This is a genomic window from Sneathiella sp. HT1-7, from assembly GCF_020731145.1.
Taxonomy (GTDB): Bacteria; Pseudomonadota; Alphaproteobacteria; order Sneathiellales; family Sneathiellaceae; genus Sneathiella.
This window is the reverse complement of sequence record NZ_JAJFZN010000002.1, coordinates 672,258-694,879: the sequence shown is the minus strand read 5'-3', so window position 1 is coordinate 694,879 and position 22,622 is coordinate 672,258. Positions and strand designations below refer to the sequence as shown.

Here is a 22,622-nt window from a genome sequence, read left to right as displayed (position 1 = left end):
GGAGCTCTATTTGCCCTCGTAATTATCCCGCACGAACTTGTCGAGCAGGCGGACGCCATAGCCCGTGCCGCCCTTTGGCACCGTCGGCTTGTCGGCCTTCGACCAGGCCATGCCGGCGATATCGAGATGGACCCACGGCACGTCGTTGACGAATTTTTGCAGGAACTCGGCGGCGACGATGGAGCCCGCGCCGCGCCCGCCGGTACCGATATTCTGCAAATCCGCAATCGGCGATTTCGTCTGTTTGGCATAGGCGTCGGATAGAGGAAAGCGCCAGACCCCCTCGCCCACGGCCTTGCCGGCCTCAAAAATCTGCTCGGAAAGCTCGTCACTGTTGGAGAACAACCCGGCGTTTTCATGGCCGAGCGCGATGATGATGGCGCCGGTCAGCGTCGCAAGATCAACCATGAATTCCGGCTTGAACCGGTCCTGCGTGTACCAGAGCGCATCGGCAAGCACGAGGCGGCCCTCCGCGTCGGTGTTCAAAATCTCGATCGTCTGCCCGGACATGGAGGTGACGATATCGCCCGGCCGCTGAGCATTGCCGTCTGGCATATTCTCGACGAGGCCGATGACACCGACCACGTTGACCTTGGCCTTACGACCCGCCAGCGCCTTCATCAGGCCGGTGACCGTGCCCGCGCCGCCCATATCCCACTTCATTTCTTCCATGCCGGGGCCGGGTTTCAGCGAGATGCCGCCAGTATCAAAGCAAACACCCTTGCCGACGAAGGCGAGCGGCTTGCGGTTGGCTTTCTTGCCGGTTGCGCCATTCCACTGCATGATGACCATGCGGCTGTCGCGGCGGGAGCCCTGCCCCACACCGAGCAGCGCGCCCATGCCGAGCCGCTCCATCTTCGCCTCATCGAGAATTTCCACATGAACGCCCATGTCGGTAAGCTCAAGGCAGCGATCTGCGAAGCTTTGCGGATAGAGCGTGTTCGCCGGCTCGCTCACCAGATCGCGGGTGAGAAAGACCCCCTCGACCAGCGCTTCCTGATCAGCGAAGGCTTTACGCGCGGTCGCCGAGCCCTTGCAGGACACAGTCATTCGCGTGAGTGTCGGCTCCTTCGCGTCATCGATATCGGTCTTGTATTTCTGAAACCGATAGGAGCCCATCATCGCGCCCGCCGCGACAGAGGCCGCCGCCTCGTTCGTCTTGATCTCATCGGCGTTCAACTCATCAAGGATGACCGTCACACTTCGTGCGCCGGACGTGTTCAGACGCTTCACCAGCGATCCGCCCAATGTTTCCATATCCGTCTGGCCCAGCTTTTCCACCTCGCCAAGGCCGAACAGGATCACGCGGGAAACTTCCAGACCGTTCGGTGCCATGATTTCCAGAAAGTCGCCTTTCTTGCCCTTGAACCGGCTGGTTTCCAGCGCCCGCGTGAGCGCGCCGCCTGTTTTCTTGTCCACATCCTCTGCCGTTGGGGAGAAGGCATTGTCGGCATAGATCGCGACGGCGAGTGACCCGCGTTTGGGGAGGGAGATTTCAGAAAATGCGAACTTCATGGAAAATTCCTATTGTTTTTAGAATTTGACTCAGCAATACCGAGCGTCATCAACTATGTATGCGTAATATTTTTCATAGCGCGTCCTTTCCTGACTGGCAACAAGCAAAACTATCGCTATACTCCCCCCCATGAAAAATATTAACCGTTATATTATGAAGCAATTGGCCGTTCCCATGCTCTTCATAACCTTTTCGTTGACCGGGGTGATCTGGCTGTCTCAGTCGCTCAAGTTCGTCGAAAAGCTGATTAACGGTTTGCCGGTTTCGACCTTTCTCTATCTCTCGCTGCTGCTGTTGCCGGAGATCCTCCGTTATACCTTGCTGCTCGGCCTTTTCTTCGGAACCCTGTTCGCCTTTAACAAGCTGTATTCGGACAGCGAATTGATCGTGATGTGGGCGGCGGGCCTCAGCAAATCGGCACTCATAAAGCCCGCGATTTATCTCGCGCTGATTGTTGCGCTGGTGATGTATTTTCTTGGGTTTATCCTTGTGCCCTACGGCAACCGGACAGTGACTGAACTGCGGGTTGCCTGGCAGGACAGCCTTGCCGCTGTGGTGCTGCGCGAGGGCGTGTTCAACACCCTCACCGATGGCGTAACCGTCTATATCCGTGAAAAAACACCTGCGGGCGAGATGCTGGGTATTCTGGTGCATGACGAGCGGGTACCGGAAAAACCCGTGACCTATATGGCCGAGCGCGGGGCCTTCGTGAAGACCGAGGAAGGTCCGCGTTTTATCATGAACGCCGGGAACTTGCAGGAAGTCTCGAAAGAGGATGCCAAGCTCAGCCTGCTCTATTTCGATCAATATACCCTCGATATCAGCCAGTTCGAGAAGAAGAGCGGCGCCCGCTGGCTCTCGCCGGAACATCGCTATATCTGGGAGCTGGTTAAACCGGAAGACAGTGAGCGAGTTACGCAGGAAATGCACAAGCTGACGGCGGAACTTAACCAGCGCATCGTGCTGCCACTCTATGCGGTGGCGCTTGTCATGATTGCGCTTGCCGGGGTGATGGGTGGGGAATTTACCCGCCGGGGCCGGGCGACACGCATGACCATTGCCGCCGCTGTCGGGGTGCTGCTGTTGATCGGGGCGATGGCGCTGTTCCGGGCGACTGTGCAGCCGGTACTGGTCACAACCACCCTCTATTTGCTCCCCGTTATTGTCTCGCTCGGGGCGGCCTATCTCGCCAGCGGCGGGCGGGTGCCATTCCTTGACAGCAAAGCGCCGCCGGATAGCTTGCCCAGTGGGGAGCCCGGTTGATGTTGTTACCTGAAACGCTTTCCATCTACCTTGCCAAGCAGTTCATCAAGAATGTCGCCGTTATTTTCGGCGTGCTGATGACTATTGTGTTCCTCGCCGATTTTATCGAGGCATTGCGCCGGGGCGGTGATCGCGGCGATATCACGATCTTCATCCTGCTGGAGATGGTGCTGCTGCGCATTCCGACATTGGCGCTGAAACTGCTGCCTTTTATCGCGCTGTTCGGAGGTATGCTGACCTTCTTCCGTCTGTCGAAATCCAGCGAACTCACCGTCATCCGCGCAACCGGGGTGTCGGTCTGGCAATTTCTTTTCCCCTCTCTCTTCATTGCCTTTATCGTCGGTTTGCTGGTCCTGACCGTGATCAATCCCATCGCCGCCGAGATGCAAGCCCGTAACGACCGGATGGAGGCGAAATATTTCGAGACGAAATCGAACCTGCTGACCCTCTCCACCAACGATCTCTGGCTCAGGCAGCTGGACGAGGACGGCTTGTCGGTCATTCATGCGCGCGGGGCCATCAACCGCGGTCTCGACCTGACGGACGTCATCATTTTCGAGTATGACCCCGAAGACCAGTTTACCGGCCGGATCGATGCCGATCAGGCACGGCTCCATCCGGGATACTGGGAACTCGATAATGTCGTGATCACCGGCCCCAACAAACCGGCGGAGCGGCGCGACAAACTGGAACTGCCGACAACACTTACGGTCCTGCAAATTCAGGAAAGCTTTGCCTCCCCGGCGACGCTCTCGTTCTGGGACCTCCCCGGTTTTATCGAGACATTGGAACTCGCCGGTTTTTCTGGTGATCGCCACCGTCTGCATTGGTACAGCCTGATGGCGGGACCGATCCTGATGCTGGCCATGGTGCTGGTCGCCGCGACCTTCTCGTTGCGTACCTTACGGCAGGGTCGCACCGTGTTGATGGTGCTCGGCGGCATTACCACCGGCTTTGTATTTTATTTCATGACGGATATTATCTATGCGTTGGGATTGTCGGGGAGTCTGCCAATCATTTTCTCCGCCTGGATTCCCGCCGTGGCCATCACCTTGTTCGGGCTGGCCATGATGTTTCATCTGGAGGATGGCTAGAAAATGCGGCGGATGATGCCTCTTTCCCTTGCAGCGCTTCTGCTGCTACCCGCCCCGATCAGCGTCGCCGTCGGGCAGGAAGCGCCGTCGGACGAGCTCGATCTTTCCAAGGAAGCCCTCCTCAGCGCGGATGAGGTGACGTATTTCAACGCCGAGCAACGGGTCGAAGCCACCGGCAACGTCGAGATTGTGCAGGGTGATCGCATTTTGAAATCCGACAGACTGATTTATGACATTGCCACTGATACGGTCCGGGCAGACGGGAATGTCGTTCTGGTGGACCCGACGGGCAACGTCCTGTTTGCGGATAATATGGAGCTTGAGAACGAACTCAAAACCGGGGCGATCCGGGATTTCAAGCTCCTCTTCACCGATAATTCCCGCCTCGCCGCCCATGACGCGGTGCGTGAGAATGAAAACCGAACAGTCATGACAAAGGCTGTTTTTACAAGCTGTGAGCCCTGCCGCGAGGATCCGGAGCGCGCGCCGATCTGGCAGATCAAATCCGAAAAGGTTATTCATGACCGGTCGGAAAAAACCATCACCTATCGCAACGCCTTTCTGGAATTCTTCGGCGTACCGATTGCCTATACCCCCTATTTCTCTCATCCCGACCCGACGGTCGATCGCGAGAGCGGCTTCCTCGCACCCACAGTGTTTGATTCATCCACCCTCGGCTATGGCATCAGCATTCCCTATTACTATGTCATTTCCGAAGACAAAGACCTGACCGTTACGCCGACACTGACCACCAAGGAAGGGTTGCAGATGGCGGCGGAATATCGTCAGGCGGTCGAGAGCGGCAACTTCAAGATTGACGGCTCCCTCACCTATGTCGAGGAAGTGGACGATAACAATATAGAGACCGGGGATGACGAGTTTCAGGGACATATTCGCGGCGACGGCCAGTTCAAAATTGATGACGGATGGATTTGGGGCTTCGATGTTTTCCGCACGACTAACGATACCTATCTCGATAAATACGACATCAGCGATGACGACACCTTGACCTCGACCGTCTATCTGCAAGGACAGCGGGGCCGAAATTTCTCGCTCCTTAGCGCCTATAGTTTTCAGGGGCTGACCGAAGAAGATGTCTCGGGCGAGACCCCGGTTGTGCCCGCCTGGTGGAACTATTCCTATGTTGGTGAGCCTAATTCCTTTGGTGGCCGGTTCAGCGCCGATGCCGATGCCCTTGCGATATACCGGACCGATGGGCAAGACACTGACCGCTTCTCGCTGGAGGGCGGATATCACGTTCCCTACACCACGGCGAACGGCCAGGTCATCACCTTCGATACGTCGCTCCGCGGTGATCTTTATTATGCTCATGATATCCTCGCCAATCCGGATGATCCCTCCAGCGCGACGGACCAGAATGACTTCTATGGCCGCGTTGTCCCCTCCGCCTCAATTGAATGGCGCTATCCCTTTGTCCGCCAGTCCGGCTCCATTCGCCAACTGGTCGAACCAATTGTCGAGGCTGTCTGGTCCGATGTAATTGGGGATAAAGACACCCCGAACGAGGACAGCCTCAGCTTTGAATTTGACGATACAAACCTGTTCGGCTCCAACCGTTATGCTGGTCTCGACGAAGTAGAAACCGGTGGCCGTGTTAACTACGGCATCAACATGGGGGTCTATGGGGCCTCCGGTGGGTACACCACCTTCCTGTTCGGGCAGAGCTATAATTTCAGCGACAACACCGGCTTTGCCAACGGCACCGGTCTGGAAGATCAGTTCTCAGATTATGTCGCCCGTCTTGAAATCCGCCCCGCCGATTATCTGCAATTCGTGAACCGTGTACGTCTCGATCATGACAGCCTCTATCTTGCCCGGAACGAGGTGACCATGGCGTTGGGCACAACGGACAACTGGTTCAACCTTGGCTATGTTTACCTGCGCGATGACCCCAATGGTCTGACACAGGACAAACGCGAGGAAATCTATGTCGAGGGCAAGACAAAAGTCGCCGATTTCTGGAGCGTTTATGGCAGCTATCGGCGCAATCTCGTCAACAGCGGTAATTCCATTGACGGGACACTCGGTTTTGAATATCTGGATGAATGTTTCGGGTTTGCACTGGAAGCAAAACGTTCTTTCACACGTGACCGGGATGTCGAGCCGGAAACCCGGGTCAGCGTCAAATTCAGACTGCTGCCTTTCAACTAGGGTCGGAACAGGTTATTCTATGTCCTAGCTGCATAAAGTGGCGGAATATTTTTGTAAGAACACGTAAAGATTTTTAAGAATGCTAATCCGTCAAATGTTGAAAAGCTCCCTGCTCGCAGGCATGGCTATGTTGTTTGTCATGACGACAGTTCTGGCGCAGGATGTGCAGAAAATTGTCGCTATCGTTAATGACGAGATCATTTCCGGCTATGACCTGAACCAGCGAATTGCGCTTACAATTTTGCTCTCCGGCTTTCCCGACACACAAGAAACCCGCCAGCAGCTCATCAACCCGACCGTGGCGCGGCTGATTGACGACCGGTTGAAGATGCAGGAAGCCGCGCGGTTCAATATTTCCGTTAGCGATGAACAGGTGTTTGAAGCGATTTCTTTCCTTGAGAAAAACAATGGCATGGAACCGGGCCAGATAGACCGGATGCTCCAGCAGGGCAATGTTGATATCGAGACCATTCTGGCGCAGGTTCGCGCCAACCTGACATGGAACCGGGTAATCCAGGAACGGATCATGACCCGCATTACCATTTCGGATGAGGAAGTGGAGTCCGTGCAACAGCGGCTGGAAAATAACAAGGGCAAGAGCGAATATCTGCTCAGCGAGATATATCTGCCTGTTGAGTCCAACACGCCCGAAACTCAGGTCCGCAATGCGGTTGCCGACCTTGTTTCTCAGCTTCGGTCCGGCGCCTCGTTTCAGCGCGCCGCTGCTCAGATCAGTCAGGGCGCAACAGCCGCCTCCGGGGGGTCGATCGGATGGGTGCTGGAAGATGAAGTCCCACCAGAAATTGCAGCTGTTCTTCCCAGCTTACGCCCGGGGGAAGTCTCTGATCCGATACGCACGACCGATGGATATTATATCCTGCTGGTACAGCAATCCCGCAAAATTCTGGATACCGACCCTGATGACGTGACCTTCGATATCACGCAAATCGTCGTTCCGGCTGGCAGCGGAGAAAATTCGGACGCCGCAACGCAGAAAAATCTCGCCTCCGCCATCAGCAACGTGATCGAAGGATGCGAGCAGCTCCCTGATCTGCTGACGGAATTGAACAGTTCTGATAGCGGGAATATCGGTCGCTTGCGCCTCGGTGACATGCCGGATCATATCAAGGAAATCCTGAAAGACATGGATACAGGGGATGTCAGTGAACCTTATCAGGACGAAGATCTTTATCGCATTTTCGTTGTTTGTGACCGCGATGATCCGCAGGCACGCAGCAACGACCCCAACGAGATCCGAAAGGAAATCCTGATCCGCCGGGCCGAGAACCGGGCACGCGGCTATCTGCAGGATATCCATAATGCCGCGACCATTGAGACCCGCTAGGCGCGCGACGGTGAGATCATGACCGATGTGCCTCTCCTTGCCGTCACCATGGGCGACCCCAACGGGATCGGCATCGAGGTTACGGCGAAAGCCTGGTCTCTCCGCAAGGAAGAACGGCTCTCGCCCTTTTTCCTGATCGGCGGACGGGAGGTTATCGCGGCGCAGCTTGAAACGTTCGAGCCTAAAGTGCCGCTGGCCGAGATCACATCACCGGAGGAAGCGCGCGGCGTTTTTTCGGGTGCACTCCCGCTCCTCCCGCTTGATCCGACACTCAATGACGCGGAGCAAACGATTGAGGCCATTCGCCTCGGCACCGAGCTTTGCAGGAACCGGCAAGTCCATGCCCTCGTCACCAACCCGATCCATAAAAAGCGACTGTATGAGGCAGGCTTTACCCATCCGGGCCATACGGAATATCTCGCCGCACTTGATGAGCGGCCGGGCCAGTCGGTGATGATGCTCGCCTGTCCGAAGCTGAAAGTCGTGCCCGCGACAGTCCATATCCCGATCCGGGAGGTGCCCGCGAAGCTAAGCGCCGATCTGCTCACCCGTGTGATCGAAACCACCCATGCGGACCTAAAAAGTCGTTTCGGGCTTGAAAATCCGCGCCTTGCGATTGCCGGGCTAAACCCCCATGCAGGGGAGGATGGCAGCATCGGAGACGAGGAGGAAATGCTTCTCCGCCCCCTGATAGATAAGCTCTGCACGAACGGGATGAATATTACCGGGCCTTATGCGGCGGACAGCATGTTCCATGCAGCAGCGAGGGAAAAATATGACGCGGCGATCTGCATGTATCATGATCAGGCGCTGATCCCGATCAAGACCCTCGATTTCGATGGCGGGGTCAATGTCACGCTTGGCCTGTCCTTCATCCGCACCTCGCCCGACCATGGCACCGCGGAGGATATCGCCGGCAAAGGCCTTGCAAATCCGGCAAGCCTGATCGCGGCAATGCATATGGCGGCGGCGATGACCGACAAAAATAATGACTGAGGGCGACGCCCTCCCCCCGCTGCGTGAAGTGATCGCGCGATATGGCCTCAATGCGGAGAAATCACTCGGGCAGAATTTCCTGCTCGACCTCAATCTCACCGGACGCATTGCCCGCTGCGCCGGGAAACTAGAGGGAAAGACGGTGATCGAGATTGGTCCCGGCCCCGGCGGCCTGACCCGCGCCATATTGGACGCGGGCGCAAAACGCCTCATCGCCATCGAGAAGGATACCCGCTGCCTCCCCGCCTTGGCCGATATCTCAAACGCCTATCCCGGCCGTCTGGAAGTGGTGAATGACGATGCATTGGAAATTGAAGAGACCGCACTGTTTGACGGCAAGGCGAAGATCATTGCCAACCTGCCCTATAATGTGGCGACGCCGCTGCTGATCAAATGGCTGGGAAAACGGGATCGGTTCTCAAGTCTCACCTTAATGTTCCAAAAGGAAGTCTCCGACCGTATCACGGCCGTGCCAAGTACAAAGGCCTATGGTCGCCTCAGCATCCTCTGCCAATGGCTGTGCGAGACAAAGCGGGAGTTTGATATCTCGCCGCGTGCCTTCACTCCACCTCCAAAGGTGACCAGCACCGTCGTCACCTTGCGCCCGCGTGACACGCCCGCCTTCCCCGCCGACCAGAAGATATTGGAGAGGGTGGTGGCCGCCGCCTTTGGTCAGCGTCGCAAGATGCTGCGCGCCAGCCTCAAACCCCTCGGCAAGCCGACGGAAGACATGCTGGAAAAAGCCGGGATCACCCCGACCCGCCGGGCTGAGGAACTCACCGTGGAGGAATTCTGCGCGCTGGCGCGGGTCTACGCCGATCAGTAACCCTCGCGCAGGCGACTGACGAAATCGATGAGGCCCGCCCGGCGCTGGGTGCGGAGCCGTTCCGCCTTCAAGATCGCCTTCACCTCGGCAAGGCATTGATCGACATCCTTATTGACGACCACATAGTCATACTCCCGCCAATGACTGATCTCTTCCGATGCCTTGGACATCCGCTGTGCAATCACTTCCGCAGAGTCCTGCGCCCGGGTCTTGAGCCGTTTTTCCAGCGCGGCGGTGGACGGCGGCAGGATGAAAATGCTCACCAGATCATCGCCTGATTTCTGGGCGAGCTGCTGCGTGCCCTGCCAGTCGATATCGAACAGGATGTCATGCCCCTCTGACAGAGCCTTCTCAACAGGAGCGCGCGGCGTGCCATAATAATGGTTAAACACCTTTGCGTATTCCAAGAGTTCGTCGCGATTAATCATCAGGTTGAAATCGACAGGCTCGACAAAATAATAGTCCCGGCCCTCATCTTCGCCGGGACGGCGCGCGCGAGTGGTCGCAGAGACGGACATAACCAGCCCCTCATCCTCTTCCAAGAGTGCGCGGGAAATTGTGGTTTTCCCTGCTCCCGATGGAGAGGACAGTACCAGCATCAACCCCCGCCGCGTCAGCGCCTCTGTCTCAACTTCAGGTGACATCTTTAACTCTTCCTACTCAATATTCTGAACCTGCTCGCGCATTTTATCCACCAGCACCTTGAGATCGAGACCGATCTGCGTGAGATCTTTGTCATGGGCCTTTGAACACAGAGTGTTGGCCTCGCGGTTGAATTCCTGGCAGATAAAGTCAAGCCGTCGCCCCACACTGCCTTTCGTGCTACCTTCCAGCAATTCGCGCGTTGCCGCGATATGGCCCGTAAGCCTGTCAATCTCCTCCGAGATGTCCGCTTTCGTCGTCAACAGCGCGAGTTCCTGTTCCAGCCGTCCCGCATCCAACTCCGCCGCCTCCAGGATCAGGGCCATCTGCGCCTTGATCTTGGCGCGGGCCCGCTCGGGCCAGCTTTTAGTGATCTCGCCTGCGCGACCGACCAGCGTCTCAATCTCATCGAGCTGCGCAAGCAGGACCGGGAAAAGCTGTGCCCCCTCTTCTCCGCGCGCAGCAGCCAGACTCTCCATCAGTTCCTCCGCCGAGGTGAGCAGCGACGCCGTGAAGGCATCGGTATCAACATCAGCGGCGGGATCCTCCTTCGGCTCGATCACACCGCGCAGCGCGAGCATGCCATCCATCCGGGGGCGACGCGCCTGATCATCATCGACATAATGCCCGGCGAGGGTGAGCAGCTCTTCGAGAAATCCCCGATTGACCTGATAAGCCACACCTGCCGTTCTGCTTTCAAGCTGGAGATGAACATTAATATTGCCGCGCTCAAATCGCGCTTTGACCAGCTTGCGTAGCTTGTCCTCAAGGTGGTCGAAGCCCGACGGTAAGCGGCAGCGTGCCTCAAGCCCCCGGCCATTGACGCTTTTCACTTCCCAAAGCCAGCCAACCCCGTCGAAGGAGCCGCTCGCCCGGGCAAAGCCGGTCATACTGTTTATGGTCAAATTGGCCTCATGCGCAAGGGACAGGATATGCGTTCCTGTATATCCGCTTCCGCGGGAGGCGACAAGCGCGCGGCGCTATTTTTTAACGATCTTGACGGGTGTCGCGGGTTCAATCCAGCCCGTGATGGCATTGATCATCCGTTGCAAGGCAACGAACAGGATCGCGGAAAGCATCCCACCCGCAAAGGCAATCGCATCAAGGGCGAAATCTGCCGTCGCGTCACTCATGGGGAGCCAAACCTCGGCGATCATGAACGCCACCGCCCCGATCAGCCCACCAAGAGCGCCGCGCAAGGCGGGTGATCTTCGCCCCCCGCCATCGAAGCGGCGGCGATACACCAACCGCGCGATATTAAGCGCGAGCAACGTAAGCGCCCCCACCACGCCCCAGAGAAAAGCGGCGGCAAGCCCGAAGGACCAGATGAGGTCGACGGCGAAATCATTGGTGAACATCTCCCCGATCAGATGCCGGGCGAGCAGCAAAAGCGGAAAGACGATAAGGATCAGGAGGGAAATTGCAAAAGGGATCGTCCAGAGGAGCGGTGCCCCCGCCGCGCTATCCTGCAGTGTTGTGCCACTTATGCCGGAGGCCGCAAAAGTTGCCGCCGATATCTTGCGATAGGCCGCCTGCAAAGTATGATAGCAGGCTTTCTTCTCCGCCGGGGTATTGGCCGCCTCACTCACCGTGATGGCGGCATCAAGCGCCCCCAGCTCCGCCGCAGGGAGTTTGGATGGGTGATCGAGCAAATAGTCCGATAAAGCCCGCGCCTTTTCCAACAACTCCGTTAGATCATCGTGATCCCCCTCTTCTTCCTTTGGCGGATCGTCGGGCACATCCGATTTTTCGGCCGACTCCTTTTTGGCCTCTTCTTTCGGGGCAGATTGCTGATCCTCATCCGTCGCCAGCTTCGGTGTAGCCTCAGGCTTCTTTTGTGGCGCGGCAGTTGGCGCCGTCAACACAGGCTCCTTGCGGGTCGGGGCCTCTGGCGATATCGTATTTTTTTCCAACGCGGGAGCCACCGTTCCGGTTTGTTGTTCAGGCTCAGACGGCGGTTCAGGCGTCTCCTTGGACGGAATTTCCGCGGCAGCAGGTTTGACTGCAAGCGAGGGCGCGGGCTGAGCCGCCACAGTCGGCGGGGCGGAGGTCTTTATATTCTTGTTCACCAGATCAAGGGAGGAGGCATCGAGAGTCGCAATCTCTTTACGCAAGTTAAGCAGGGCCTCCCGCAGGTCCTGACGCTGCCGGAGCAACGTCTGTATCGTATCCGTACTCACCGCCATGGGGCCCGCTCCTTACCTAATCATTTTCGGCAATGACGTCTGGCAGCGATTATTTGTGTCAAATCAGGCGGTGGAGAGGTTTTACTTGTTTTTGTTGAGCTTGCGCCATTTGCGGACATTGTCGTTATGCCCGTCCAACGTGGTGGAAAAAGCATGCCCGCCCGTCCCGTCAGCCACGAAATAGAGGAACTTCGTCTCTTCGGGCTGTAATACGGCGCTCAGGCTTTCAAGACCCGGATTGGCAATCGGCCCCTTGGGCAGCCCCATCATCTGATAGGTGTTATACTCAGTCGGGGTGGCGAGATCCTTCTTACTGAGCGGACGACCAAGATCGCGCTTGCCCAGCGTGACACCATAGACCACTGTTGGGTCCGATTGCAGCATCATCCCCTTACGCAATCGATTGAGAAACACCCCGGCGACGCGCGGCCGCTCTTCGGGAACTGCGGTTTCCTTCTCGACGATGGAGGCAAGTATGACCAGATCTTCCGGGGTTTTTATTTCCTTCGGAAGCGGTGTTGTCGCGATGACCGACGCAATCGCCCCTTGCATCGCCGCCGCCATGCGCCCAACCAGTTCATCCCGGCTATCCCCAAGGCGATATTGGTAAGTCTCAGGCAGGAACGCCCCTTCGGGCATCTCCCGCGTAATCTCCCCCTCAAGCCCAGGTGCGGCCTCAACCAGCGCTTTTATCTCGCGGCTTTGCAGGCCTTCGGGGATTGTCAGCCGTCGCTCGATCACCTTGCCCGAGACAAACAGCGCCATCAGGTCAATGCCGGAAATCGCGGCCGGAACAAGATATTCCCCAGCCTGAAGCCGCGCCGCATTTTCTTCAATTCTTACACCAAGAATGAACGACAATTCATTATTTATAATGGAATTTTTCTCAAGTTCCGTGGCCAGCGCACGAAGACCTGTTCCCTTTTTAAGGACATAGACGGTCTCCGTTTCCAGCGGCCCAGGCGACTTGAAAAGATGCCAGCCATAGCCCAGCGCCCCGCCGAGGGCGAGGCCCGCGCCAACGATAAGCGCAATCAGGGTATAAAGGACTGGCCTCATCGCATCCGCACCCGAGCCGGGTCAGACGCGCTTCATGACGAGGCAGGCGTTGGTGCCGCCAAATCCGAAGGAGTTGGAAAGAACCGCATCAACTTTACGTTCCTGCGCCTTGTTCGGCACAAGATCGATCTCGCAGTCTTCCGCCGGGTCGTTCAGGTTGATCGTCGGCGGGACAATCCCTTCATTCATCGCGAGGATGGAGAAGATCGCCTCAACACCACCCGCCGCACCGAGCAGATGGCCAATCGCAGATTTTGTGGAAGACATGGCGACATTCTTCGCACGCGCGCCGAGCAGGCGTTCCACCGCGCCGACTTCGATAAAGTCCGCCATGGTGGAGGTGCCATGCGCGTTGACATAATCGATATCTTCAACATTCAGGCCGGATTTGCGAAGAGCCATCTGCATTGCGCGATACCCGCCGTCGCCATCGGAGGATGGTGCGGTGATATGGTAAGCATCGCCGGAGAGGCCATAGCCCAGCACTTCGGCGTAGATTTTCGCGCCGCGCTTTTTGGCATGCTCATATTCTTCGACAACAACAACGCCCGCGCCCTCTCCCATCACGAAGCCGTCGCGGCTCTTGTCATAGGGGCGAGAGGCCGTTTCCGGCGTGTCATGGAAGGAACTGGAGAGCGCCTTGGCGGAGGCAAAACCGGAAATACCGAGGCGGCAGATCGCGCCTTCCGCACCGCCCGCCACCATGACGTCGGCATCGTCATCGGCAATCATCCGCGCCGCATCGCCAATGGCATGGGCACCGGTGGAACAGGCGGTAACAACCGCATGGTTCGGGCCTTTATAGCCATGACGGATAGAAACCTGACCAGAGACCAGATTGATCAGCGCGCCGGGAATAAAGAATGGTCCGATGCGCCGGGGTCCGCGTTCATGGAGGATGATGGCATTCGCCTCGATCGAAGGTAGACCGCCGATACCGGAACCGATGGTCACACCGGTGCGGCAGAATTCTTCTTCCGTTTGTGGCTTCCATCCGCTGTCCGCAATTGCCTCATCTGCGGCGGCAATTCCGAACTGGATAAAGCTGTCGACTTTCCGCTGCTCTTTCGGCGCCAGATAGTCGTCCGCGATAAAAGAATCCGGTTGATCGGGATCGATCGGCACTTCGCAGCCGTAGCGAACAGGCAAATCCGTCGTGTCGATCTTGGTGAGCATCGCTGCCCCAGATTCACCGGCTATCAGCTTCTTCCAAGTCGGCCTAACTCCGTTCGCCAGCGGGGTCACAAGCCCCAATCCGGTTACCACCACTCGTCGCATGCGTCACCCACTGTTAGTTTCAGGAAAAGAAGTTCGGGGCCATCGGCCCCGACCAGTTACGCAGCGTCGATATGCGTGATGGCGTCTTTTACTGTCAGAATTTTTTCAGCGGCATCGTCCGGAATTTCAATACCGAACTCTTCTTCAAACGCCATAACAAGTTCAACCGTATCCAGGCTGTCTGCGCCCAGATCGTCAATGAAGCTTGCTTCGTCTGTTACTTTGCCTTCATCTACTCCGAGATGCTCAACGACGATTTTTTTAACGCGCCCTGCGATATCACTCATATCTGTATCCTTAGAAAATCCGACAGTTCAAAAAGTATGTGCTCTTTCCTTACCCCCAAGGTACTAAAAATTCAAGCACCATTGGCGGTCAATTTGGTGCGGTTTCCTAACATACTTTGATCATCTTGCAAAGAAAACCTCACCGTGATTTGATTTTTATATGGGGGCCTTGCCACCGTAATCAAATCATTGCCATGCCGCCGTTCACATGCAGCGTCTGGCCGGTCATATAGGCCGCCTCGTCCGACGATAGATAAACCACGGCGGCCGAGATATCGGCGGGGTCACCCAGTTTTCCGGCGGGAACAGCCGTCAAAAGCGCCTCTTTCTGGGCATCGGGAAGCGCATCCGTCATTGCCGTCTCAATAAAGCCGGGGGCCACACAATTCACCGTGATACCACGCGTCGCCACTTCCTGCGCGAGGGACTTCGACATGCCGATCATCCCTGCTTTCGAGGCGGCGTAGTTCATCTGGCCCGGATTGCCCGTCACCCCGACGATGGAGGTAATGCCGATAATCCGCCCGAAGCGCCGCTTCATCATGCCGCGCAGGGCATTGCACGACAGCTTGAATGCCGCTTTCAGATTGACATCCATCACCAGATCCCAGTCCTCGTCCTTCATCCGCATGGCAAGGCCATCACGGGTAAGGCCTGCGTTATTAACCAGGATATCGACCTGGCCCATCGCCTCTTCGGCCTGCTTGATCAAGCCATCAACCGCCTCCATGTCGGAGAGATTGCACGGCAGCACATGAACGCGGTCTTTAAGCTGCGCCGCCACCACATTCAGCGCATCCTCCCGCGTGCCGGAAAGGGCCACTGTCGCACCCTGCGCATGCAGGTCCCGTGCGATTACCGCCCCAAGACCACCGGATGCGCCGGTGACCAGCGCACATTTTCCTGTAAGATCAAACATTCTTTTCTACTCCCGCTTCCCCTAGAGTTTCGCCAAAAAGGCGTCGATATCCGCTGGCGTTCCAACGGCAGAGCCGGTCATCTCGCGATTGATCCGCCGGACCATGCCGGTCAGGATCTTGCCTGCGCCAAGCTCCACCAGCTCGGAAACCCCCTGCTCACCCATATAAAGGACACTCTCGCGCCAGCGCACCCGCCCCGTCACCTGTTCCACCAGCAAACGGCGGATGGTATCGGGATCACTCACCTCGCTCGCGGTGACATTGGCAATCAGTGGGACACGCGGCGGCGCAATCACCACCTCTTTCAGACGTTCCGCCATCTCGTCGGCGGCGGGCTGCATCAGCGGACAATGGAATGGCGCACTCACGGGGAGCAGCATCGCCTTCTTCGCACCCTTTTCCTTTGCAATCTCGATGGCGACCTCGACCGCGCCCTTATGACCGGAGAGAACCACCTGCCCGTCCGCATTATCATTGGCGGCGGCGACAACCTCTCCGGGAGCCGCCTTTTCGCGCGCTTCCGCGACGACTTCCTCGACCGGCTCGATATTAAGACCAAGCAGCGCGGCCATCGCGCCAACGCCAACCGGCACCGCCTGCTGCATCGCCTGCCCGCGGGCTTTCAGCAATCGCGCTGCATCCGAGAGATCCAGCGCCCCCGCAGCCGTCAGGGCGGAATATTCACCCAGCGAATGGCCAGCGACATATTTGGCGGTTTTGGCGAAATCCATATTGCCGTCTTTTTCCAGGATGCGGACCACCGCCATGCTGACCGCCATCAGGGCGGGTTGTGCATTCTCAGTCAGGGTCAGCTCCTCGATCGGGCCTTCGAACATTAACCGGCTGAGATTCTGGCCCAGGGCCTCATCCACCTCTTCGAAGACTTCGCGGGCAGCGGCGTGGCTCTGCGCCAGCTCCTGCCCCATACCGACAGCCTGGCTGCCCTGGCCGGGAAATACAAATGCACGTGTCATGATTTTGGGTCCAATTCTGATCAAGTTACTGCCACAGTCATATTGCAGCAAAATTTCCTGTCAAGCCCACTTGCATATAGCGGTAAAATCTGTATAGTCCGCCGCCTCAATACTCCTTGCCGACGGAGGTCGGCTAAGTCTGTTCGGTTACATGTCGTAACTCCAGACACCCAAGAGCCATAAGGAGCTTTATATATGCCTCTCTATGAGACAGTTATTATTGCACGTCAGGATATCTCCACCCAGCAGGTGGAAACACTGACCGAAAATATGTCCAGCTTTATCACCGATGGTGGCGGAACCGTCGCCAAGGTCGAAAACTGGGGCCTTCGCAATCTTGCTTACAAAATCAAGAAAAACCGTAAGGGCCATTACGTTCTCCTCAACCTCGACACTCCGGTCGATGCCATGAAGGAAATGGAACGCAACCTGCTTCTGAATGAAGACGTGCTGCGCCACATGACCATCAAGGTCGAAGAGCTGGAAGAAGGCGACAGCGTGATGCTGCAGAGCCGCAGCGCCCGTCCGGAACGCCGTCGTGATTCTGATGATGATGCCGACAGCAAGCCTGCTGCAAAATCCTCTGATGAGGACGACGCCGCAGATAAAACTGAAGATAAAACTGACGAAGGGGAAGAATAATGGCTGACGCACAACGCCGCCCGTTTTTCCGCCGCCGCAAAACCTGCCCGTTCACGGGAGACGGCGCGCCGAAGATCGACTATAAAGATGTCAAACTTCTGCAGCGCTATGTTTCAGAGCGCGGAAAAATCATGCCAAGCCGGATCACCGCCGTTTCTGCAAAGAAACAGCGCGAACTGGCCACGGCCATCAAACGGGCAAGAAACCTCGCGCTATTGCCGTTTCTTGTAAAATAGAAAGCCGGGGACGGCGCGTTTTTGCCGACCCCGTATGATAGACAATGGTCAAGGAACTGGCAGTTGCCGTTGCGCTCGGCGTTCTGAACACGGCGCTCGTCATGCTTTCCATCGTTGGAAATGCGGGCGGCACCACGTTAGGGACGGCGCTGCAGACCCTGATCTTCTGGATATTGTCACTGGTCCCGCTGTTTGTGTCCGGGCTGGGATTTGGCGTTAGAAGCGCCGTTATCTCCGTCCTCACCAGTGTGGTGGTCGCCGCCTTTGCGATCAACATGGACTTTGCGCTTGCCTATGCGGCGGTTTCCGGAATTCCGGTGGTCCTGCTGGTTCGTCAGGCGCTGCTCTGGCAAGAGAGTGACGGCGTAAAATACTGGTACCCCGCCGACCGCCTGTTGATGTGGTGGGCGGGTATCTGCATCGGACTGACGTTGCTGGCCATGGGCCTGCTCCAATGGGACGATGCGCTGCGGCAGGGGCTGATCGAGGGGTTCGATCAGATGCTGGTGCAGATGACGGAAATACAAGGTGTCGCCCCGGCACTGACTGGCGTTGAATTTGTGGCGATGTTGCCGCAGTTTATGGGCCCGATGTGGGGAATGTTTATTCTGTTAAGCGGCTGTCTGGCCCAAGGGCTTCTGGTCCGCTTCAACAGGAACCTCCGGCCGACACCGGAACTGACGAAGATGGCGCTACCCAACTGGTTGGCGCTGGCCTTCATCGCAGCGACTGCGTTAAGCGTCATTCTCGACGCGAGCCTGCCGCTGCTGGGGGCCGTAGTGATCACGCTGGAGATACTGTTCTTCCTGCAGGGAATGGCAGTCATCCATGTGGTGTCACATAGATGGAACGGCCGCCCGTTTATTCTGGGCGCAATTTATGTGGCGACGGTTATGATGTTATGGCTGGCCCTGATAATCACAATATTGGGGCTGATGGAAAATTGGGTCGGGTTCAGGCGTCGCTTTGCGCCCGCCCCCCGCCAGGAGGAAGACTGATGGAAGTAGTATTACTGGAAAGAATTGAGAAACTCGGTCAGATGGGGGACGTCGTTTCGGTCAAAAACGGTTATGCCCGCAATTACCTGTTGCCGCAGAAAAAGGCGCTCCGGGCGAGCAAGGAAAATCTCTCGGTTTTCGAAGCACAGCGGGCCCAGCTCGAAGCGGACAATCTGAAACGCCGCGAAGAAGCGGAAAAAGTCGGCGAGAAGCTCAACGGCGAAGCCGTTGTCCTGATCCGGGCCGCCTCCGAATCCCAGCAGCTGTACGGCTCTGTCAGCACGCAGGATATCGCCAAGGCGGTCACCGAGGCTGGCTTCACCGTAACCCGCAAGCAGATCGAGCTGGACATGGTCCTGAAAACCCTCGGCCTGCACGACATCAAGGTGCGTCTGCATCCGGAAGTCGCTGTCTCGGTCACGGTCAACATTGCCCGCTCTGAAGAGGAAGCGGAAATTCAGGCCCGCGGCGAATCTGTTGAGGAAGCTGCCGAAGCCAAGCTCGATGGTCGCGACGAAGCGGTTGTCAATGTTTTCGAATCCACCGCTGATGTGGATGTTGAAGAACTTGAGCAGGTTGCTGCCGGCGTCGATGTTGATGCAGAAGAAACCAAGGACGACGCGTAACCCGCCTCCCCTTTTTACGACACTAGAAAAACGGTGCCATCGCGGCGCCGTTTTTTTTATCCCCGAAGTTCACAGGCTGTGAATAATCGTTATCCACATATTTTTTCCCCGGCGTCCGCTCTCTTTCCAGAATGCGATTGGATATAAAAAATCGCATGTGATAACATTGAAAAATGGAAACCGTATCGCTTAATGACGACCGTCCTGACGAGGATAAATCCGGCCCGGCCTACCGCGCGGCCCCGCATAATATTGAGGCGGAGCAGGATCTGCTCGGCGCGATCCTTGTCAATAACGATGCCGCCTCAAAAGTTTCCGGCTTCCTGAAGGCCGAGCATTTTGCCGAAGATGTACACCGGCGCATTTATGATGCCGCCACCTTGCTGATCGAGCGCGGGGAAATCGCCGATCCGGTCACGCTTAAATCCTATTTCGACCGCGACGAAGGCCTTGCCGATATTGGTGGGTCGCAGTATCTGGCCCGCCTCGCGGCCTCCGCCACCACCATCATCAATGCGGAAAACTATGGTCGGCTGATCTACGACCTGGCCATGCGGCGGGAATTGATCCTGCTGGGCGAAGAAATCGTCAACACTGCCTATGATTCGGATTTGGAAGAAACTTCCCAGTCGCAGATCGAGAATGCGGAGCAGAAACTCTTCTCCCTCGCGGAAAACGGTGCGCATGAAGGCGCCCTGATGCCCATCCGCCTGGCGGTGGACGAGGCCCTCAAATCCATCGAAGAGGCCTTCCAGCGCGAGGGTAATCTTGTTGGCGTGACGACGGGCCTGAAAGACATGGACGGCAAGCTCGGCGGTCTCCATAAGTCCGACCTTCTCATCCTTGCCGGACGTCCCTCCATGGGGAAAACGTCGCTGGCCACCAATATCGCCTATAACGCGGCGAAGGCCTATCACGCGAGTGGCGGCGAAGAGGGCGCGGTCGTCGGCTTCTTCTCTCTTGAAATGTCCGCCGAGCAGCTCGTCGGCCGTGTCCTTGCAGAAGCGACCGAGATCAGCTCCGAGAAACTCCGGCGCGGTGACCTGACTGATGAGGAGTTCGCCAACAGGCTGGTGCCGGAAACGGCGCGCCTCTCGGAACTGCCGCTTTATATTGACGATACGCCTGCCCTTTCCATCGCCGCACTCCGGACCCGGGCACGGCGGTTGAAGCGAAGCCACGGCCTCGGCCTGGTCGTGGTCGACTATTTACAGCTCATGAAAGGCTCCGGCCGCCGCTCCGATAACCGGGTGCAGGAAATATCCGAGGTGACGCAGGGCCTGAAAGCGATCGCCAAGGAACTCGATATTCCCGTGATCGCCTTGTCGCAGTTGTCTAGACAGGTCGAGAACCGCGATGACAAGCGCCCTCAGCTGTCGGATTTGCGCGAATCCGGCTCGATCGAGCAGGACGCCGACGTGGTCATGTTCGTCTATCGCGAAGGCTATTACGAGGAACGCAAGGCGCCGTCGGAAGGCACGCCCGAGCATGCCGACTGGCAGGAACGCATGTCCCGGCTGCACAACCTCGCAGAAGTCATCATCGGCAAGCAGCGTCATGGCCCAATCGGCATCATCAAGCTGCATTTCAAGCCCGAGTTCACCCGCTTTGGCGACTATGTCTCCGACGAGTATCTGCCGGAACATCATTAGGTGGGAGCGTAGCGTGTATGGAGCGTAAATTGGCGGGGGCGCATCTGACGATTAACCTGGGTGCCCTGAAAGAAAATTACCGATTGCTCGCGGATCAGGCCGCGCCCGCCGAATGTGCGGCGTCGGTCAAGGCAAATGCCTATGGTCTTGGGATCGAACAGGTCGGCCCGGCGCTCTATGCCGCGGGATGCCGCCGCTTTTTCGTCGCCCTGCCCGGCGAAGGCGTGACGCTCAGAAAACTGCTGCCCGACGCGACCATCCATATTCTTGGCGGCATACTGCCCGAGACCGAGGAAATATACCTGGAATATAACCTCGTTCCTGTCCTCAATTCCCTGCATGACATTCGGCAATGGGCGAACTTTGCGAAAACGCGCGGCGGTTTGCATGCCCTTCTCCATCTGGATACAGGGATGACGCGGCTCGGCTTGCTGGAAGCGGAAATCAGGGAGCTGGCGGCGACACCGGACCTCCTCGATCATATCAAGATTGACTTCGTTATGAGCCATCTTTCCTGTGGCGATGTCCCCAGCGATCCGATGAACCGCGAACAGCTTGAAAAGCTTCTCTTTTTCCGAACCATCCTGCCCAAAGCTTTGCGCGAGACGCCGGTCTCGTTCGCCAATTCCGCCGGGATATTTTTAGGGCCTGATTTCCATTTCGACATGGTCCGACCCGGCATCGCGCTTTTTGGCGGCAACCCCCATGCGGGCGGTCCCAATCCGATGCATGAAGTGGTGCGGTTACGCGGGCGCATCCTGCAGGTGCAGGACGTTGACAGCGAAATTCCCGTTGGCTATGGTGCGTCATTCCGAACTGAAGGATCAAGCCGGATTGCGACCGTTTCGGTGGGTTACGCAGACGGCTATTTCCGCGCCCTGGGTAATAAGGCTGAATGTGCGGTTAAGAATATCAAGGTTCCAGTAGTAGGGCGCGTTTCCATGGATATAATCACCGTCGATGTCAGTAAGGTTCCCGAGGGTGACTGTGCGCCCGGCGCCTTTGTCGATCTGATCGGCGGCGCGGTTCCGCTTGATGAAGTGGCCGCCCATGCGGAAACAATCCCGTACGAAATCCTGACCTCTCTCGGCAGCCGCTATTACCGTGAGTATCTGGACGCGGCGGTTTAGGGGATGGAAAAGAATTTTCTAGCCACAATCGGGCGGGTCTTTTTGTCCTTCATGGCGGCGGTCGGCCGGATCGCTATCTTCACCGCCCATAGCCTGCGTCATTGCATCGTGCCGCCCTATTATCTCCGCCTGCTCGGCAAGCAGATGATGGATATCGGCTATTACTCCCTCCCCGTTGTGGGGATGACGGCGCTGTTCACCGGGATGGTGCTGGCGCTGCAAATTTATGTTGGTTCCTCACGCTTCAATGCGGAGAGTGCCGTCGCGACCATCGTTGTCATCGGCCTGACCCGCGAACTGGCGCCGGTGCTGTCCGGCTTGATGATCGCGGGCCGTGTTGGCGCGGCCATCGCCGCCGAGATTGGCACCATGCGGGTAACGGAGCAGATCGACGCCCTTGTCACCCTCTCCACCAACCCGTTTAAATATCTCGTCGCGCCGCGGCTAATCGCCGGGCTGGTAACGCTCCCCTTCCTCGTGCTGATCGGCGATATCATCGGTGTCTCGGGCGGCTTTCTGGTGGCGACGGAAAAGCTCGGCTTCAATGCCAGCAACTATCTTAACAACACCTTTGAATTCCTCGAAATCCGCGACGTGGTGTCTGGCCTGATCAAGGCCAGCGTGTTCGGCTTTATCGTCACACTGATGGGCTGCTATCATGGCTTTAACTCCACTGGCGGCGCGCAAGGCGTGGGTAAAGCGACGACAAATGCGGTTGTCTCCTCCTTCGTGCTGATCTTGATCAGCGACTATTTCCTTACCGTCCTGCTGATCGATTGA

The 22,622-nt window shown here is 57.2% G+C and carries 22 protein-coding genes; 13 read left to right on the top strand and 9 right to left on the bottom strand.

All coding sequences use genetic code 11. From position 1 onward, the window contains the following. Positions 1-6: 6 nt before the first annotated feature. Positions 7-1,515, bottom strand: a complete 1,509-nt coding sequence (locus tag LKE13_RS08640; protein WP_227950234.1) for a leucyl aminopeptidase — start codon at positions 1,513-1,515, stop codon at positions 7-9. Positions 1,516-1,645: 130 nt separating this feature from the next. Here LKE13_RS08640 and lptF point away from each other — a divergent pair, with 130 nt between their 5' ends. From lptF to rsmA, 6 genes are all read left to right on the top strand, one after another. Beyond that, positions 1,646-2,779 (top strand): LPS export ABC transporter permease LptF, encoded by a 1,134-nt coding sequence (gene lptF / locus LKE13_RS08635; protein ID WP_227950232.1) that lies wholly within the window; start codon positions 1,646-1,648, stop codon positions 2,777-2,779. After that, the gene (gene lptG, locus LKE13_RS08630; RefSeq protein ID WP_227950230.1) at positions 2,779-3,873 is read left to right on the top strand and encodes an LPS export ABC transporter permease LptG; all 1,095 of its coding nucleotides are present in this window, start codon (positions 2,779-2,781) and stop codon (positions 3,871-3,873) included. Before lptF ends, lptG begins: the two co-directional genes overlap by 1 nt. 3 nt (positions 3,874-3,876) lie before the next feature. Beyond that, on the top strand, positions 3,877-6,045 hold the full coding sequence (locus tag LKE13_RS08625) for an LPS-assembly protein LptD (RefSeq protein WP_227950229.1): 2,169 nt from the start codon (positions 3,877-3,879) through the stop codon (positions 6,043-6,045). A 79-nt stretch (positions 6,046-6,124) separates the two neighbouring features. Further along, on the top strand, positions 6,125-7,390 hold the full coding sequence (locus LKE13_RS08620; protein WP_227950228.1) for a peptidylprolyl isomerase: 1,266 nt from the start codon (positions 6,125-6,127) through the stop codon (positions 7,388-7,390). An 18-nt stretch (positions 7,391-7,408) separates the two neighbouring features. Beyond that, on the top strand, positions 7,409-8,386 hold the full coding sequence (gene pdxA / locus LKE13_RS08615) for a 4-hydroxythreonine-4-phosphate dehydrogenase PdxA (RefSeq protein WP_227950227.1): 978 nt from the start codon (positions 7,409-7,411) through the stop codon (positions 8,384-8,386). Further along, a complete protein-coding gene (gene rsmA / locus LKE13_RS08610) occupies positions 8,379-9,212 on the top strand; it encodes a 16S rRNA (adenine(1518)-N(6)/adenine(1519)-N(6))-dimethyltransferase RsmA (protein WP_227950226.1) in 834 nt (277 codons plus the stop codon). Before pdxA ends, rsmA begins: the two co-directional genes overlap by 8 nt. On the opposite strand, the gene gmk is transcribed toward rsmA, so the two are convergent. The 8 genes from gmk to fabD form a co-directional block, all read right to left on the bottom strand. After that, positions 9,206-9,856, bottom strand: a complete 651-nt coding sequence (gene gmk, locus LKE13_RS08605) for a guanylate kinase (protein WP_227950225.1) — start codon at positions 9,854-9,856, stop codon at positions 9,206-9,208. The two genes, rsmA and gmk, sit on opposite strands and share 7 nt — an antisense overlap. A 12-nt stretch (positions 9,857-9,868) precedes the next feature. Beyond that, positions 9,869-10,759: a YicC/YloC family endoribonuclease gene (locus LKE13_RS08600; RefSeq protein ID WP_227950224.1), complete on the bottom strand. Its 891-nt coding sequence runs from the start codon at positions 10,757-10,759 to the stop codon at positions 9,869-9,871. Positions 10,760-10,834: 75 nt separating this feature from the next. Then, entirely contained in the window at positions 10,835-12,040 is a 1,206-nt protein-coding gene (locus LKE13_RS08595; protein WP_227950222.1) for a hypothetical protein, read from the bottom strand. Positions 12,041-12,121: 81 nt separating this feature from the next. After that, a complete protein-coding gene (gene mltG / locus LKE13_RS08590; protein WP_227950220.1) occupies positions 12,122-13,099 on the bottom strand; it encodes an endolytic transglycosylase MltG in 978 nt (325 codons plus the stop codon). A gap of 21 nt (positions 13,100-13,120) precedes the next feature. Continuing rightward, positions 13,121-14,377 (bottom strand): beta-ketoacyl-ACP synthase II, encoded by a 1,257-nt coding sequence (fabF, locus tag LKE13_RS08585; RefSeq protein ID WP_227950218.1) that lies wholly within the window; start codon positions 14,375-14,377, stop codon positions 13,121-13,123. 56 nt (positions 14,378-14,433) lie between these two features. Then, positions 14,434-14,664 carry an acyl carrier protein gene (locus tag LKE13_RS08580; protein WP_227950215.1) on the bottom strand — a complete coding sequence of 77 codons (231 nt, stop codon included), beginning with the start codon at positions 14,662-14,664 and terminating at the stop codon, positions 14,434-14,436. Positions 14,665-14,845: 181 nt separating this feature from the next. Further along, positions 14,846-15,583: a 3-oxoacyl-[acyl-carrier-protein] reductase gene (fabG, locus tag LKE13_RS08575; protein ID WP_227950213.1), complete on the bottom strand. Its 738-nt coding sequence runs from the start codon at positions 15,581-15,583 to the stop codon at positions 14,846-14,848. Between the two features lie 21 nt (positions 15,584-15,604). Next, complete coding sequence (fabD, locus tag LKE13_RS08570; RefSeq protein WP_227950210.1) at positions 15,605-16,558, bottom strand: ACP S-malonyltransferase; 954 nt, start codon at positions 16,556-16,558, stop codon at positions 15,605-15,607. Between the two features lie 195 nt (positions 16,559-16,753). Here fabD and rpsF point away from each other — a divergent pair, with 195 nt between their 5' ends. The 7 genes from rpsF (at position 16,754) to LKE13_RS08535 (ending at position 22,622) form a co-directional block, all read left to right on the top strand. Continuing rightward, on the top strand, positions 16,754-17,200 hold the full coding sequence (gene rpsF / locus LKE13_RS08565) for a 30S ribosomal protein S6 (RefSeq protein WP_227950208.1): 447 nt from the start codon (positions 16,754-16,756) through the stop codon (positions 17,198-17,200). Next, positions 17,200-17,436, top strand: coding sequence for a 30S ribosomal protein S18 (gene rpsR / locus LKE13_RS08560; RefSeq protein WP_161315505.1), 237 nt, complete (start codon positions 17,200-17,202; stop codon positions 17,434-17,436). Before rpsF ends, rpsR begins: the two co-directional genes overlap by 1 nt. 44 nt (positions 17,437-17,480) lie before the next feature. Then, complete coding sequence (locus LKE13_RS08555) at positions 17,481-18,434, top strand: DUF2232 domain-containing protein (RefSeq protein WP_227950206.1); 954 nt, start codon at positions 17,481-17,483, stop codon at positions 18,432-18,434. Continuing rightward, complete coding sequence (gene rplI / locus LKE13_RS08550) at positions 18,434-19,060, top strand: 50S ribosomal protein L9 (RefSeq protein ID WP_227950205.1); 627 nt, start codon at positions 18,434-18,436, stop codon at positions 19,058-19,060. The genes LKE13_RS08555 and rplI overlap by 1 nt, the downstream gene beginning before the upstream one ends. Before the next feature lie 173 nt (positions 19,061-19,233). After that, positions 19,234-20,712, top strand: a complete 1,479-nt coding sequence (locus tag LKE13_RS08545) for a replicative DNA helicase (protein WP_227950204.1) — start codon at positions 19,234-19,236, stop codon at positions 20,710-20,712. Positions 20,713-20,729: 17 nt separating this feature from the next. Beyond that, a complete protein-coding gene (gene alr, locus LKE13_RS08540) occupies positions 20,730-21,842 on the top strand; it encodes an alanine racemase (protein ID WP_227950203.1) in 1,113 nt (370 codons plus the stop codon). 3 nt (positions 21,843-21,845) lie between these two features. After that, the gene (locus tag LKE13_RS08535; RefSeq protein ID WP_227950202.1) at positions 21,846-22,622 is read left to right on the top strand and encodes an MlaE family ABC transporter permease; all 777 of its coding nucleotides are present in this window, start codon (positions 21,846-21,848) and stop codon (positions 22,620-22,622) included.